The 14,183-nt window shown below is 72.4% G+C and carries 13 protein-coding genes and 1 pseudogene; 7 read left to right on the forward strand and 7 right to left on the reverse strand.

Features of this window, described 5'->3' with window-relative positions:
- Window positions 1–596 precede the first annotated feature (596 nt).
- The 3 genes and pseudogenes from TNCT6_RS22335 to TNCT6_RS22345 form a co-directional block, all read right to left on the reverse strand.
- Window positions 597–1,778 carry a tyrosine-type recombinase/integrase gene (locus TNCT6_RS22335; protein WP_253266199.1) on the reverse strand — a complete coding sequence of 394 codons (1,182 nt, stop codon included), beginning with the start codon at window positions 1,776–1,778 and terminating at the stop codon, window positions 597–599.
- 91 nt (window positions 1,779–1,869) lie between these two features.
- Window positions 1,870–2,088 (reverse strand): annotated as a pseudogene (locus TNCT6_RS22340) (MazG-like family protein); the annotation flags it as partial.
- A gap of 110 nt (window positions 2,089–2,198) precedes the next feature.
- On the reverse strand, window positions 2,199–2,744 hold the full coding sequence (locus TNCT6_RS22345) for a DoxX family protein (protein ID WP_141361401.1): 546 nt from the start codon (window positions 2,742–2,744) through the stop codon (window positions 2,199–2,201).
- 143 nt (window positions 2,745–2,887) lie between these two features.
- Here TNCT6_RS22345 and TNCT6_RS22350 point away from each other — a divergent pair, with 143 nt between their 5' ends.
- On the forward strand, window positions 2,888–3,214 hold the full coding sequence (locus TNCT6_RS22350; protein WP_141361403.1) for a nuclear transport factor 2 family protein: 327 nt from the start codon (window positions 2,888–2,890) through the stop codon (window positions 3,212–3,214).
- A gap of 281 nt (window positions 3,215–3,495) precedes the next feature.
- Entirely contained in the window at window positions 3,496–4,638 is a 1,143-nt protein-coding gene (locus TNCT6_RS22355; RefSeq protein WP_172633236.1) for a D-alanyl-D-alanine carboxypeptidase family protein, read from the forward strand.
- A gap of 387 nt (window positions 4,639–5,025) precedes the next feature.
- On the opposite strand, the gene TNCT6_RS22360 is transcribed toward TNCT6_RS22355, so the two are convergent.
- Together TNCT6_RS22360 and TNCT6_RS22365 are read right to left on the reverse strand one after the other, a co-directional pair.
- Window positions 5,026–5,784, reverse strand: coding sequence for an SDR family oxidoreductase (locus TNCT6_RS22360; RefSeq protein ID WP_141361407.1), 759 nt, complete (start codon window positions 5,782–5,784; stop codon window positions 5,026–5,028).
- A gap of 79 nt (window positions 5,785–5,863) precedes the next feature.
- A complete protein-coding gene (locus tag TNCT6_RS22365) occupies window positions 5,864–6,922 on the reverse strand; it encodes a Gfo/Idh/MocA family protein (RefSeq protein ID WP_172632985.1) in 1,059 nt (352 codons plus the stop codon).
- 150 nt (window positions 6,923–7,072) lie between these two features.
- On the opposite strand from TNCT6_RS22365, the gene TNCT6_RS22370 reads away from it, so the two are divergent.
- From TNCT6_RS22370 to TNCT6_RS22395, 5 genes are all read left to right on the forward strand, one after another.
- Window positions 7,073–8,380, forward strand: a complete 1,308-nt coding sequence (locus TNCT6_RS22370; RefSeq protein WP_141361409.1) for a multidrug effflux MFS transporter — start codon at window positions 7,073–7,075, stop codon at window positions 8,378–8,380.
- Entirely contained in the window at window positions 8,329–9,516 is a 1,188-nt protein-coding gene (locus TNCT6_RS22375; RefSeq protein WP_141361411.1) for a serine hydrolase, read from the forward strand. The genes TNCT6_RS22370 and TNCT6_RS22375 overlap by 52 nt, the downstream gene beginning before the upstream one ends.
- Before the next feature lie 147 nt (window positions 9,517–9,663).
- On the forward strand, window positions 9,664–10,659 hold the full coding sequence (locus tag TNCT6_RS22385) for a small ribosomal subunit Rsm22 family protein (protein ID WP_141361413.1): 996 nt from the start codon (window positions 9,664–9,666) through the stop codon (window positions 10,657–10,659).
- Window positions 10,660–10,728: 69 nt separating this feature from the next.
- The gene (locus TNCT6_RS22390; RefSeq protein WP_141361415.1) at window positions 10,729–11,358 is read left to right on the forward strand and encodes a TetR/AcrR family transcriptional regulator; all 630 of its coding nucleotides are present in this window, start codon (window positions 10,729–10,731) and stop codon (window positions 11,356–11,358) included.
- A gap of 121 nt (window positions 11,359–11,479) precedes the next feature.
- Complete coding sequence (locus TNCT6_RS22395; RefSeq protein ID WP_141361418.1) at window positions 11,480–12,217, forward strand: bifunctional DNA primase/polymerase; 738 nt, start codon at window positions 11,480–11,482, stop codon at window positions 12,215–12,217.
- A gap of 130 nt (window positions 12,218–12,347) precedes the next feature.
- Here TNCT6_RS22395 and TNCT6_RS22400 read toward each other — a convergent pair whose 3' ends face one another.
- Entirely contained in the window at window positions 12,348–13,349 is a 1,002-nt protein-coding gene (locus TNCT6_RS22400; RefSeq protein ID WP_141361420.1) for a hypothetical protein, read from the reverse strand.
- Entirely contained in the window at window positions 13,309–14,181 is an 873-nt protein-coding gene (gene efeU, locus TNCT6_RS22405) for an iron uptake transporter permease EfeU (protein WP_141361422.1), read from the reverse strand. The genes TNCT6_RS22400 and efeU overlap by 41 nt, the downstream gene beginning before the upstream one ends.
- Window positions 14,182–14,183 lie beyond the last annotated feature (2 nt).

A 14,183-nucleotide genomic window follows, 5' to 3' on the forward strand; every position in this document is an offset into this window, starting at 1 on the left:
GTATGCCGTCCACAGGTTGCGGTGTTGGTAGCAGAGATGCGTCGGGAGGCTTTCCTCGCTTCGACATCCTCGAACCGCGCAGAGCTGCAGCCCGGCAAACGGCTCCTGGGCGGTAGCCCAGGTTTCGCGCTCAACTGCGTAGCGGCTGATCCGAGCGTCGCTGCCGTAGGTCCTACGTACATGATCGCGCCAGATCGAATAGTGGCTGTGACAGAGCCGTCCTTTGATCCCGTCCCGTCCGCAAGCGGGGACAGCGCACCGCGCAGGCGTGGCGTGGAACCGCCGGTTGCGTAGTGGGACGAAGGCCTGGTCGAACTCTGATGCAGTCAGTTTCGACTTGCGATGATCGATGCTGCAGCTTCCGCAGTACATCGGGCCCTCGGTCGGGGAGTTGCAGCGCGGATGACGGCACCGTCGAGATCCGGTGAGCGGGTTCTCCGGGTCTCCGACGAACAGCAGATCATGAAGATGCCATTCCCCAGGCCGCCATTTCATGTCGACGGCATCCTGAAGCCAGGCGTTCCAGGACCGGAGATGGTGATCATCAGTCGGTAGAGTTGCGACGCCTGCGTCCCTCGACAAGCCAGCCCTGACCGTCACCGCTGTGCGGCCCTTCGCATCTCCGAGACCGCCGTCACGGCGTCACGCTTTTCCTGGTCGCTGGCGTGCAGGTAGACCTCCATGGACTGCTCGCTGACATGACCGAGCAGGTTCTGCACCACGTGTCGCTGCTTGCCTTGGCGAATCCACCGGGTCGCCGCCGAGTGCCGGAACATGTGTGGCCGGGTGGTAAAGCCCGCCCGCTTGGCGAGCCGCACGAACAGGTCGTACGTGGATTGGTATTTCATCGGCGAGCCCAGGGGGCCACGGAAAAGGTTGACGAACGCCAAGTCGCAGGATGCGGCCTCGGGCACGGCGTCCCGCTCCCACTGGTATTCGGCGTAGAGACCGACCAGGTCGTTGCTGACGGGAATCGATCGAGGCTGCCGGGACTTGGCCAGGGCTCCATTGGAGTTCTGCCGCCGGCGCACATGGATGTGAGGCCCGGCTGTGGGACATCCCAGCGTCGTCGAGCTCGACAGGAGGTGCATGTCCTCCCGTCGCAAGCCCAGGGCTTCTCCGATGCGAACACCTGTTTCTGCAAGGAGGGTTACGAGGAAACGGTCGCGAGCATGGCTCGTGAGGTCGATGATGTGGAGGATCTGCTCGTCGGTCAGGTACTCGTAGCCGGAGACCGCGACTTTGAACTTCAGCTTCCGTGCGCGGATCGTGCGGTACTGGTCATCCTCGCCCGTGTTGTACCCAGTCGGCATGTGATGCAGAAGCCTCGGCTCGGTCAGCAGGGCGATCAGGTCTGCGGCGACCCACCCGTGCAGGGAGCAGTGCCTGAGGAACTGGCACGAGGTGGTCATGATCGCGTTCGCAGTCTTCTTGCTGCGGTGCCGAGGTTCGGCGAGCACCCTCTGACTCCTGGCCGGAAGCGGTTCGTCAACCAGCCAGTGCAGGAACTTGGCAAGCTGCACGATGGTGGGTGCCGACCAGCAGATGCCGAACTCTGCACAGTAGGACAGGTACAGCGCCACCCGGCCCGCGTAGCTGCGCAGTGTATTGACCGATGCGTCCTCCTGGGAGGCCAGTGCCGTCAGGTACGAAGTCGCCTCAGGGTGGAGCTCGTAGTCCTGGCTAATGACGATCCACGTCGTTGCCCCGTCGCCGGGCCTGATGGCCTTCTCGGCTCGGTAGGCGCGGGGCTCGGAAGAGAGTCCGGGTAACGTCACTGAAGTCCCCCAAGATAGTTGTCTGTCACGTAGAGAACGCGCAAACGTCACTTAGGTAACTGAACTTCAGGACTTACTGGAGATAACACCTGTGGGTGGTGCCCTTGCGCGGGTTCCGGCCGGTCGCGCCGATCACCGCCTGGGCGACCTCGCCGACCTCCTCCGACAGCTTCAGGACCCGGGGCAGTACCGCCGCCTCCCGGCCCTCGTCGAGGGGACGGTGCCCGTCCAGCCAGGCCCACAGGTCGTCGACGGTGGACCAGATGTCCTCGGGCGGTGCCGGCGCGGTGCCGGGGTGCTGATCGCTCATGCAGCGCAGCCTGCCACGACCGCCGGCTCCTGTTCCGGGCCCTGCGGCGGCCCGCCATGGCCGTCGGACCTGTTCCCGCCCGCACCGCGGCCCGCCACGACCGCCGTGTCCTACTCCTCGAAAAGCGCCTCCTGCTCCCCCTCCTTCTCCCTGCGGAGCCGCCGCACCCGCGTGCCCAGGACCACGGACGTCGCCGCGGCCACCGTCGCGAACGCCACCGGGACCATCCAGCCGCGGTTGACGGTGTGTCCGAGGGCGTGGTCCACGGAGAGCCGGCCGGGGCCCGTGATCGCCAGGCCCGCGGAGGTCAGACCCAGCGAGGCGGCGTACTCGTAGCCGCCGCTCTGGGCGAAGAAGCCGCTGGGCGCGTGCACCGCCGCCGCACCCGCCATCGCGCCGGCCGCAGCCGCGCCCGCCGCCGGGGTCGCCAGGCCCATGGCCAGCAGCAGACCGCCGCCGGCCTCCGACAGCCCGGCCGCCATCGCGCTCGCCTTCCCCGGCCGGTATCCCACGGACTCCATGAACCGCCCGGTCCCCTCGATCCCGCCCCCGCCGAACCAACCCAGCAGCTTCTGCGCGCCGTGCGCGGCCAGCACACTGCCGGTACCCAGCCGGAGCAGCAGCAGGCCCAGATCGCGTCGGTCGTAACAGGTCACGGTGACTCCCCAGGCAGACGGCGGAAGAACAGCGGCATCGGACTCTTTCCGGGTGTCCACCGTCGCACCGGCCACGCCCGCCGGGCCCGTCCTGCGCTCCGTTCGGGTGGCGGGGTCCGGGGACCGGTGTGACGCTGGCCGACATGACGATTCAGACCGCCAGACTGAGCGACCCGGCCGTCCGTGCCTTCGTCACCGCCGTCAACGCCCACGACCGCGAGGGCTTCATGCAACTCCTCGCGCCCGGCGCGACCATGGCGGACGACGGAACCGACCGCGATCTCGCCGAGTGGATCGAGGAGGAGATCTTCTCCACGCACGGCCACATGGAGGTCGACAAGGAGTCCGCCGGCGGCCGCGCCCTCCTGGCCCGCTACTGCAACGACACCTGGGGCGAGATGCGCACCCGGTGGTCGTTCACCATCGCCGGCGACGGCCGGATCTCGCGGTTCGAGACCGGCCAGGCGTAGAGCGCCAGGAATCCCCTCCCCTACAGGGAGGGGAGCAGTCAAAAGGACGCTGCGACGCGGCGGCGGGGGGCGGGGAGCCGACGTCCAGCCGGCGGTGAGCGCAATCCGACAGGGCATTCGGTGACCTGTCCTTTGATCATCTTTTGATCAGGCTTTGAGGACATGTCGCGCACGGGGTCGGGCTGGCTTTGTACGGTCCCCGGGTGTGTGATTCCTCTCGGTCCCCCCACCTGTCCCGGCGTTCCCTGCTCACCCTGGCCACGGCCGCCCCGCTGACCGCCATGACCGCCACCGGCCCGGCCACGGCCGCCACCCCGGCCCGCTCCGCGACCCCCGCCCGCGCCGCCACCGTGATCGGCGGCGAACAGCTGGCCCGTCCGGGGGTGCAGGTGAGCGGCGCCACCGGCCTGCCCGGCCGCCTCACCGCCCGTGCCTGGCTCCTCGCCGACTGGGAGACGGGCCACGTGCTCGCCGCCCACCGCGCGCACCAGCCCCTCGCGCCCGCCTCCACGCTGAAGATGCTGTTCGCGGACACGGTGCTGAGGAAGTTCCACCGCGCCGAGCGGCACACCGTCACCGACGCCGAGCTGGCCGACATCCCCACGGGCTCCAGCCTCGTCGGGATTCAGGCCGGGACCACCTACACGGTGGAGCAGCTGTGGCAGGGCGTGTTCCTGCGCTCGGGCAACGACGCCGTGCACGTGCTCGCCCACATGAACGGCGGGGTGGCGAAGACGGTCGCCGAGATGCAGGCCAGGGCGGAGGACCTCCAGGCCCTGGACACCCGCGTGGTCAGCCCCGACGGCTTCGACCACCCCGGTCAGCTGTCCTCGGCGTACGACCTGACGCTGATCGCCCGGCACGGGCTGCGCAACGCCGACTTCCGCGGCTACTGCGGCACGCACGACGCCGACTTCCCGGCCGGCCGGAACAAGAGCTTCCAGATTCAGAACACCGACCGCCTGCTGACCGGCGCGTGGGGCCTGAGGGCGTACAAGGGCCTGATCGGGGTGAAGAACGGCTACACCAGCGACGCCGGAAACACCTTCACCGGCGCGGCCGTACGCGGCGGCCGGACCCTGCTGGCCACGGTGCTGAACCCCGCGAACGGCAGCAACGCCGTCTACGAGGAGACCGCCGCCCTGCTCGACTGGGGCTTCGGACAGGGGCGTTCCGCGCATCCCGTCGGCACGCTGGTCGAGCCGTTGAGCGAGGGCGGGGCGAAGGCGGACGCGGGCGCCCCGCCCGGGAAGCAGGCCGCACCGGCCGCCGCCGGGCCGCTGGGCGCGGCGGCCGACCGCCCCTCGGCCTGGCGGCTGCTGGAAGGCGCGGGCGGGACGGTCGCGCTGCTGGCCGGCGGTATGTGGGCGCTGCGCCGGCGCCGGGCCGCGGCCGCCGGCTCCGGAGGCCGCCACCGGCGCTGAGCCGCAGCCGTCCGTGCGGCAGCCGTCTGAGTTGCAGTCGTCCGTGCGGCAGCCGTGTGAGCCGCAGTCGCCCGTGCCGCGGTCGTCCGAGCCACAGCCGCCCGTGCGGCAGCCGTTCCACGCACCGGTGCGCACCCCGCGGTCCCCCCACGGGGTCCACCCCCGACCGGTGCCGTGGAACGGCTGCCGCCTCCCCCCTGAGATGTGGCTCTGGGCCCGGCCGGCGGAAGCAAGCCGCTCCAACTGTGAAGCTCTGATGGAGGAGATGTCGAGCATAGGTGGACTACCGGCCCGATGGTGCGGAGTTGGGATTCCGTTTGTGCAGATTGCCCGTCGGTGGCCCGTTCCGCCGTCCGTTCCGGCCCGTTCGGCTCCGTTCCGGGCCGCTCAGCCCCGCCCCACGTACGGCATCGTCGTCGCCAGCACCGTCGCGAACTGCACGTTCGCCTCCAACGGCAGCTCGGCCATGTGCCGCACGGTGCGCGCCACGTCGGCGACGTCCATCACCGGTTCCGGGACCACCTCCCCGTTGGCCTGGAGGGCGCCCGACTCCATCCGGGCCGTCATGTCGGTGGCCGCGTTGCCGATGTCGATCTGCCCGACCGCGATCCGGTACGGCCGCCCGTCCAGGGAGAGCGCCTTGGTCAGGCCGGTCAGGGCGTGCTTGGTGGCGGTGTAGGGCGCCGAGTGGGGCCGGGGCGTGTGCGCCGAGATCGAGCCGTTGTTGATGATCCGGCCGCCCTGCGGGTCCTGCTCCTTCATCTGCCGGTATGCCGCCTGCGCGCACAGGAAGGCCCCGTTGAGGTTGGTGTCCACCACGTGCCGCCACGCCTCGTAGGACAGGTCCTCCACCGGCACGCCGCCCGGCCCGAACGTGCCCGCGTTGTTGAACAGCAGGTCGACGCGCCCGAACCGCTCGACGGCGGCGGCGAACAGCGCGGCCACGTCCTTGGGCCGGGCCACGTCGGTGCGTACGGCGAGGGAGGCGGTCTCCGGGGCGAGCGCCGCCGTCTCCTCCAGCGTCTCGGGGCGCCGCCCCGCCAGGGCCACGGACCAGCCCGCGCGCAGCAGTTCCACGGCGACGGCCCGCCCGATGCCCGAGCCGGCGCCGGTCACCACGGCGATCTTCGATTGCCTGTCGGTCATGGCACCGGAGCGTACGAGGGCGGTCCGTCACGCGGAATCCACTGTCCGCCATACGGATGCCCGCCCCGTGCCGCGGGGCTCAGGCGAGCGCGGGCTCCCGGTCCTGACCGGCCTCCGGTCCGCCCGCCTCCCCCGGATACCGCACGCCGATCCGCTCCCGCACCGCGTCCAGCGTCCGCATCACCGCCAGAGTGCCCTCCAGTGGTACGAGCGGCGACTCCGTCTCGCCGGCGCGCAGGGCCCGCATTACCTCCAGCGCCTCGTGCCGCAGACTGGTGCGCGGACCGTCGGCCGGGTCCGCGGTGAACTCCTCCGGCTCACGCCCGTGCCGGCGCAGCACGAATCGCTCCGGGTGGAAGAAGCCGGAGGGCACGTCGATCCGGCCCTTGGAGCCGGTGACCGAGGCGCAGGTCGCCGTGGAGCCCGTGATGGAGCAGTGCAACTGGGCCAGCGCGCCGCCGTCCCAGGAGAGCAGCGCGCCGGTCTGGAGGTCGACGCCCTCCGCGGAGAGCACCGCCCTGGCCGTCACGTCCGACGGCTCGCCGAGCAGCAGTTGCGCGAACGACACCGGGTACACGCCGAGGTCGAGCAGCGCGCCGCCGCCGAGGTGCGGGTCGCGCAGCCGGTGCGAGGGCGGGAAGGGGCCGGCGAGCCCGAAGTCAGCTTGAACGGTGCGTACTTCGCCGATCGCGCCGTCCTCGACCAGTGCCTTCAGACGCCGTACCAGTGGATTGCAGTACATCCACATGGCCTCCATCAGGAAGCGGTCGTGCTCCCGGGCGAGCGCGACGAGTTCCCGGGCCTGCCGCAGGTTCAGCGTGAACGGCTTCTCGCACAGCACGTTCCGCCCGGCCTCCAGGCACAGGCCGGCGGCCGCCCGGTGGGCCGCGTGCGGGGAGGCGATGTAGACGACGTCGACGTCCGGGTCGTGGGCGAGCGCCTCCCAGTCGCCGTAGGCCCGCGGGATCCCGAACCGTTCCGCGAACGCCCTCGCCGGCTCCTCGGCGCGCGAGGCCACCGCCACGACCTCGGCGTCCGGCAGGTCCACCAGGTCCGCGGTGAACGCGGCCGCCATCTGGCCGGTCGCCAGAATCCCCCAGCGCACCGTCTGTCCCGCCACCCCGGACACTTCCGACATCCCGGACCCCACCCTCGCTCGCGCGTTCCTCGGCTCGGTGTACGAGCTGAGAGCATAGGCGGCGGATCAGACGGAGAGGGCCGGAGAAGGCCGAAGACGGCCGGGGAAGGTCGAAGACGGCCGGTGAGGGCCGGAGTGGGAGGGGCACACATGTCGGAGGGTGGGGCGCCGGCGCCGCACGCGCCGCGGACGGCCGTACCGGAGCGAGGACTCGCCGGACCACCGGCGCGCGCGGCCCGCCGTGCCGGGCTGCTGGTGACCCTGATCCTCGGCGGGCTGACCGCGACGCCTCCGCTCGCGATGGACATGTACCTCCCGTCGCTGCCGGAGGTCACCCGGTCCCTGCACGCCCCGGCCGCGACCGTCCAGCTCACGCTGACCGCCTGCCTGGCCGGCATGGCGCTCGGGCAGATCGTGGTCGGCCCGATGAGCGACCGGTGGGGGCGCCGCCGCCCGCTGCTGGCCGGGCTGGCCGTCTACGTCCTCGCCACCGCGCTGTGCGCGCTCGCCCCGAACGTCGAGACGCTGGTCGCCTTCCGGCTGGCCCAGGGCCTGTCGGGCGCGGCCGGCATCGTGATCGCCCGCGCGGTCGTCCGGGACCTGTACGACGGCGTGGCCATGGCCCGCTTCTTCTCCACCCTGATGCTGATCTCCGGGGTCGCCCCGATCGTGGCGCCGCTGATCGGCGGGCAGATCCTGCGGGTGACGGACTGGCGGGGCGTGTTCGTCGTCCTCACGGTGGTCGGGGCGCTGCTGGCCGTGGTCGTCTGGACCCGGCTGCCGGAGACCCTGCCGCCCGCCCGGCGGCACGGCGGCGGGGTGGGCGAGACGCTGGGTTCGATGCGCCGGCTGCTCGCCGACCGCGCCTTCACCGGGTACCTGCTCGCGGGCGGCTTCGCCTTCGCCGCGCTGTTCGCGTACATAGCGGCCTCGCCGTTCGTGATCCAGGAGATCTACGGCGCCTCCCCGCAGACGTACAGCCTGCTGTTCGGGCTCAACTCGGTCGGGCTGGTCGTCGTGGGCCAGATCAACGGCCGGGTGCTGGTCGGCCGGGTCCGCCTGGACCGGGTGCTGGCCGTCGGCCTCGCCGTGGTCATCCTGGCCGCGACCGGCCTGCTGCTGATGGCCGCGGGAGTCTTCGGGGACGTGGGCCTGGTGCCCGTGGCCGCCGCGCTGTTCGTGCTCATGTCCGCGATGGGCATCACCCTGCCCAACACCCAGGCGCTCGCCCTGATGCGCACCCGGCAGCACGCCGGCTCCGCGTCCGCCCTGCTCGGCACGTCGTCCTTCCTCATCGGCGCGGTCGCCTCCCCGCTGGTCGGGATCGCCGGGGAGCACACCGCCGTGCCCATGGCGCTGGTCCAACTGGCGGCCGCACTGGTGGCGCTGGTCTGCTTCATGGGAATGTGCCGTCCCTGGAGGCCACGTGCGGCCGGGAGCCCGGGGGAGGAGAGCTGAGCGCACCGAGACTGCGTGGGGACACACCGGAGAAGGCCGGACTGGACCCCGCCGAGCTGCGTCACCTCGTCCGTGAGGTCCACGACCTCACCATTGGGGAGCACCCCTGGGCGGCGGGCGCCGTCGTCATCGCCGGGCGTGGTCCGGTGGTCGCCGTCGCCGAGGCGGCGGGCTGGGCGGTGCGGTACGCGTCCTACGACCCCGCCACCGACCGGGGGGTCGAACTTCCGCCCGCCCAGCGGGTGCCGATGACCCTGGACACGCCGTTCGACCTGGCCTCGCTCACCAAGCTGTTCACCGCGGTCGCCGCCGTGCAGCAGATCGAGCGGGGCACGCTGGGCATCGACGCGCGGGTAGGGGCGTACCTGCCGGAGTTCCAGGCGGCCGCCGCGCACGGCGTCACCGTACGGCAGCTGCTCACCCACACCTCCGGGCTGCGCCCCGAACTCCCGCTGTACGACTGCCCCGACGCCGCCTCCCGGTCGGCGATGCTGCGCGCGGAGGCCCCGGTGGGCGAACCCGGCACCTACACCTACTCGGACCTCAACCCGCTGCTGCTCCAGCGCGTCCTGGAGCGGATCACCGGCCGCCCCCTGGACGTTCTGGTCCGCGACGGGATCACCCGCCCGCTGGGCATGGCGTCGACCCGCTTCGGCCCGTGCCCCGGCGCGGCGGCGACCGAGGACCAGCGGCGGCCGTGGGCCAAGGCGGACCGGGGGATGCTGCGCGGGGAGGTCCACGACGAGAACGCCTGGGCGCTGGGCGGTGTGGCCGGGCACGCGGGCCTGTTCTCGACGGCCCCCGACCTCGCGGTCTTCTGCCGCGCGCTCCTCTCGGGCGGCTCCTACGGCCCCGCCCGGATCCTCGGCCCCGACTTCGTCGAGCTGCTGCTCGCCCCGCCGGGCCTGGGATTCGCCGTGGACCAGCCGTGGTTCATGGGTGAACTGGCGGGCGGCGGCGCGGCGGGCCACACGGGCTTCACCGGCACGTCCCTGGTCCTCGACCCGGCCACGGACACCTTCCTGGTCCTCCTGGCCAACACGGTCCACCCCCGCCGCCGCCCACCGACAAGCGCCCCGCGCACGGCAGCCGCAACCCGCCTGGCACGAGCGGTACGAGCAGCCCGCCGGGCCTGAGGGGCGTGGGCGGTCCGGGTGGTATGCCAGGCCTGGGAGGCGCGGGCGGTCCAGGCGGCCCGCCGAAGCTGAGAGGTGCGGCCGGACCACGGGAGCTGGGGGGCTCGGGCGGTCCGGGGGGCTCGGGGGAGCTGAGAGAATCGGACGGTGAATGACGTCGTACCCCCGTCGGAGACCCTCCGTGCCGCGCTCTCCGGGCTGCTCGACGGGCTGCCGCCCCGGCAGGCCGCGGGTGCCGTGGAGCGGCTGATCGCCAACTACCGGGGAAGCACCCCCACCGACGCGCCGATCCTGCGCGACCGCGCGGACGTGGTCGCCTACGCCGCCTACCGGATGCCGGCCACCTTCGAGGCGGTCCGCTCGGCGCTGGAGGCGTTCGCGGAGGCCGCGCCCGAGTGGACGCCCGCCAGTCACACCGACGTCGGCGGCGGGACCGGCGCCGCCGCCTGGGCCGTCGGCGCCACCTGGGACGGCATCCGGCCGGTGACCGTGCTCGACTGGGCCGAGCCGGCGCTCGCCCTCGGCCGGGAGATCGCCGAGGCCGACCCGGCCCTGCGGGACGCCCGCTGGCAGCGCGCCCGGATCGGCGCGGCGCTCACCCTCGACGACACCGACCTCGTCACCGTCTCCTACGTCCTGGGCGAGCTGACCGAGGCCGACCGCGCGGCCGTCGTGGCCGCCGCCGCGGCCGCCGCCCGCGCCGTCGTGGTCGTCGAACCCGGCACACCCGACGGCTACGCCCGCGTCATCGAGGCCCGGGACCGGCTGATCGAGGCCGGTTTCCAGGTCGCCGCGCCCTGCCCGCACAGTGCCGCCTGCCCGATCGTGCCCGGCACGGACTGGTGCCACTTCTCGGCCCGGGTCAGCCGGTCCTCCCTGCACCGGCAGGTCAAGGGCGGCTCCCTCGCGTACGAGGACGAGAAGTTCAGCTACGTCGCCGCCACCCGCTTCCCGGTCGCCCCGGCCCCCGCGCGCGTCGTCCGCCGCCCTCAGATCCGCAAGGGCCAGGTCCTGCTGAACCTCTGCACGCCCGACGAGGGCCTGCGACGCGAGACGGTCACCAAACGCCACGGCGACCTGTACAAGGCGGCCCGCGACACCAACTGGGGCGACCCCTGGCCGCCTCCCGACACGACGCGCTAGCAACCGCCCCCGCACCGTCCGGGAGGAGTGGCGAGACGCACCGTCTCACGCCCCTGCTACCGTCGGCGCATGCCCGACAAGCCCGCCCCCGACGCCAGCCGCCGCAGTGAGAAGTCCCGCCGCGCGATCTACGCCGCCGCCCTCGCGCTCGTCGCGGAGACCGGGTACCCGAAGACCACGATCGAGTCGATCGCCGCGCGGGCCGGAGTGGGCAAGCAGACGATCTACCGCTGGTGGCCCTCGAAGGCGGACGTGCTCATGGAGGCGTTCCTCGACCTCGGCGAGCAGGCGGCGGCCCGGCAGGGGGACGCGCGAGAGGACGGGCAGCCGGACGGGATCCCCGACACCGGCGACCTCGCCGCCGACCTCAAGGCCGTCCTGCGCGCCACCGTCGACGAGCTGTTCGACCCGGCGTTCGAGGCGCCCGCCCGGGCCCTGGCCGCCGAGGGCGTGGTGAACGAGCAGCTCGGCCGCGAGTTCGTGGCCAAGCTGCTCCAGCCGCAACTGGAGCTGTACGTCCGCAGGCTGCGCTCGGCCCAGGACGCCGGCGCCGTACGCCCCGGCGTCGACCCGCGCATCGCCCTGGAGCTCTTCGTCTCCCCGCTCGCCCAGCGCTGGCTCCAGCGCACCGCGCCGATCTCCTACGAGTACACCGACACCCTCGTCGACTACGCCCTGTACGGGCTCGCACCGCGCTGAGCGCCGCCTCGGCCACTCCGGAGGCGGGCGCGGCCACCCCGGTTGCGGGCTCCGGCCCCCCGAGGCGGAGGATGGTGGGACCATGGGGCATGCTGTCCACACCAGCGAGGTCAGGGGATAGATGAGCGCGGAGTTCGGCGACCGCACCGGCCGGCAGGGCAAACTCACCAGGTGGTTGCGGGGACGCCGCCCCAAGGAGACGGCCGGCGACGGCGGTCGTGAGGACCTGCTGCTCGCCGCCGCCACCGCGGGACTTCCCCTCGCGCCCGCCGCGCACCCGGCCACCGCGTATGGCTGCTCCTGTGACCGCGTCGGCTGCCCCACGCCCGCCCGCCACCCGGTGTCCTTCGCCTGGCAGACGCAGTCGACCACCGACCGCGCCCAGATCGAGCGCTGGGCCCGGCACCAGCCGCAGGCCAACTTCATCACCGCGACCGGAATGGTGCACGACGTCCTCGACGTGCCCCTGGAGGCCGGCCGCGAGGCCCTGGAGCGGCTGCTCGCCGAGGGCGTCGAGGTGGGTCCGGTCACCGAGAGCGACGACGGTCGCATGCTGTTCTTCACCCTCACCCGCGGCACGCCCGAGGACGAGGACGAGTGGTGGCCCTGCGAGCTGGACTGCCATCCGGAGACCATGGACGAGCACCCGGGCCTGCGCTGGCACTGCCGCGGCTCCTACGTCCTGGTACCGCCGGCCCGCCTGCCCGGCGACGACGACCAGCAGGTGCGCTGGCTGCGCGGCCCCGAGCACGCCCTCCCGGACCCGCTGAGCCTCCTGGAACCCCTCACCGACGCCTGCGCCCGCCACGCCGCCCAGGCACCGGACCCCCACTCCACGACCTGGCCCCTGCACCACTGAGTCCCCGGCACCGCTGAACTCCCGGGCACCACCGAAGCCCCGGGCACCACCGAACCCCCGGCGGCGGAACCCCGTGGCCCGGGGACCCCGTTCCGGACACGGTGTGCGCGGTCCGTGCGGGTCCCGGACCCTACTCGCCCTGGGCCGAGGTGAGGCCCTGGACGCGGGCCAGTATGGACACCCGCTGTCCGGCCGCGCCCCTCGGCGGATCGAGGGCCACCTCGTTGGAGACGAACTCCATCGTCAGGGACTGCTTGACCTCGCCCGTGGTGAGGGCCTGGACGTCCTTGTTGGGGGTGGGGACGGAAGCCCCCTGCGCGGCGGTCTGCTTCTCGTAGTGGCGGGTGGTGAAGAACACCAGCGCGCCGCCGTCCGCGGTGCGCAGCGCCAGAGGGGCGTAGGCGCCGTCCGTCAGGGGCTGGTCGATGTACTGCCGCGCCAGCCCCGGCCGGCTCGCGGCCCTGGTACGCAGCTTGCGCCAGCCGGTGGTGTGGGTGCCGTCGGCGAAGGCGTCCCCGCCGCTGCCCAGGGACGCCGCGTAGTCCTTGCTCAAGTCGCCGGGCGCGACCGCCAGTTCGGTGCTGCTCTCAGGCAGTGCCTCGGCCAGGCCGTCCGCGTCCTTCCGGAACTCCGGTACGTCGCCGGGGGATGCCAGCGTCAGAAACGCCACCCGCCACTGCTCGGTGACGCCGTAGCGCAGGAACACCAGCAGCCACCGCTGGTCGCCGCCCTTGTTCCCCTTGGCGTCGGCGAGGAACCAGCGCGGCCAGCCCGCCTTCTTGGGGATCGTGAACTTCGCGTCCGTCAGCGTCAGCGGCGTGTGCGCGGAGTTGCCGCCCGGGTTGTTGGTGCGCCCCGCCTTCAGCCGCGCCCCGTCGATGGCGCCGAGCGCGCCGGTGACGAAGTCCGCGTCCAGGGTGCGGTCGTAGGCCTTGTCGGCCTTGTTGTAGGCGTCGGTGAACCGTGCCAGCGCCTTCGCGGCCTCCGCGGGGGTGGTGGCCGGGAGCACCTCACGCTCTCCGTGCACCACCACGCACCCGCTCGCCGTCAGTGTCAGCGCGGCCGCCGTGACCGCCGCCGTCGCCCAACGCTCAAGCCTGCGAAGCCTTTGAGGGTCGCGAACCCTGCTCATCAGCCACCGTCACCTTCCTCTTCCCGGAGGCGAACCCTACCGGGGCGAAGAAGACCGTGAGCGTCGGGACCAGGTACAGCAGCCACACCGTGACCTGGATGACCGTCGGGTCCGGCTGGAAGTTGAACACGCCCTTCAGCAGCGTGCCGTACCAGCTGTCCGGCGGGATGGTGCCGCTGATGTCGAAGGCGAGGTTGCCCAGCCCCGGCACCCAGGCGGCCTCCTGGAGGTCGTGGACGCCGTACGCCAGCACACCCGCCGCGACGACGACCAGCATGGCGCCGGTCCAGGTGAAGAACTTGGCGAGGTTGATCCGCAGCGCGCCCCGGTAGAACAGCCAGCCCAGGAGGACCGCTGTGGCCAGGCCGAGGGCGACCCCGATCAGTGGGCGCGGGGTGCCGTCGGAGGCCGCGTGGACCGACGCCCACACGAACAGCGCCGTCTCCAGGCCCTCACGGCCCACGGCCAGGAACGCGGTGGCGACCAGCGCGCCCGTGCCCATCGCCAGCGCCTGGTCCAGCTTGCCGTGCAGCTCGGACTTCAGATGCCGGGCGGTGCGCCGCATCCAGAAGACCATCCAGGTCACCAAGGCGACGGCGAGGACCGACAGGCCACCGCCGAGTGCCTCCTTCGCCTCGAACGTCAGCTCCTGGGAGCCGAATTCGAGGACGCAGCCGAAGCCCATGGCGATGGCGACCGCGATGCCGATACCGGCCCAGACGGGCTTCAGGGCGTCCCTGCGGCCGGTCTTGACCAGATAGGCGATGAGGATGCACACGACGAGGCTGGCTTCCAGCCCCTCGCGCAGGCCGATCAGATAGTTGGAGAACACGG

It is taken from the genome of Streptomyces sp. 6-11-2 (assembly GCF_006540305.1).
GTDB lineage: Bacteria > Actinomycetota > Actinomycetes > Streptomycetales > Streptomycetaceae > Streptomyces.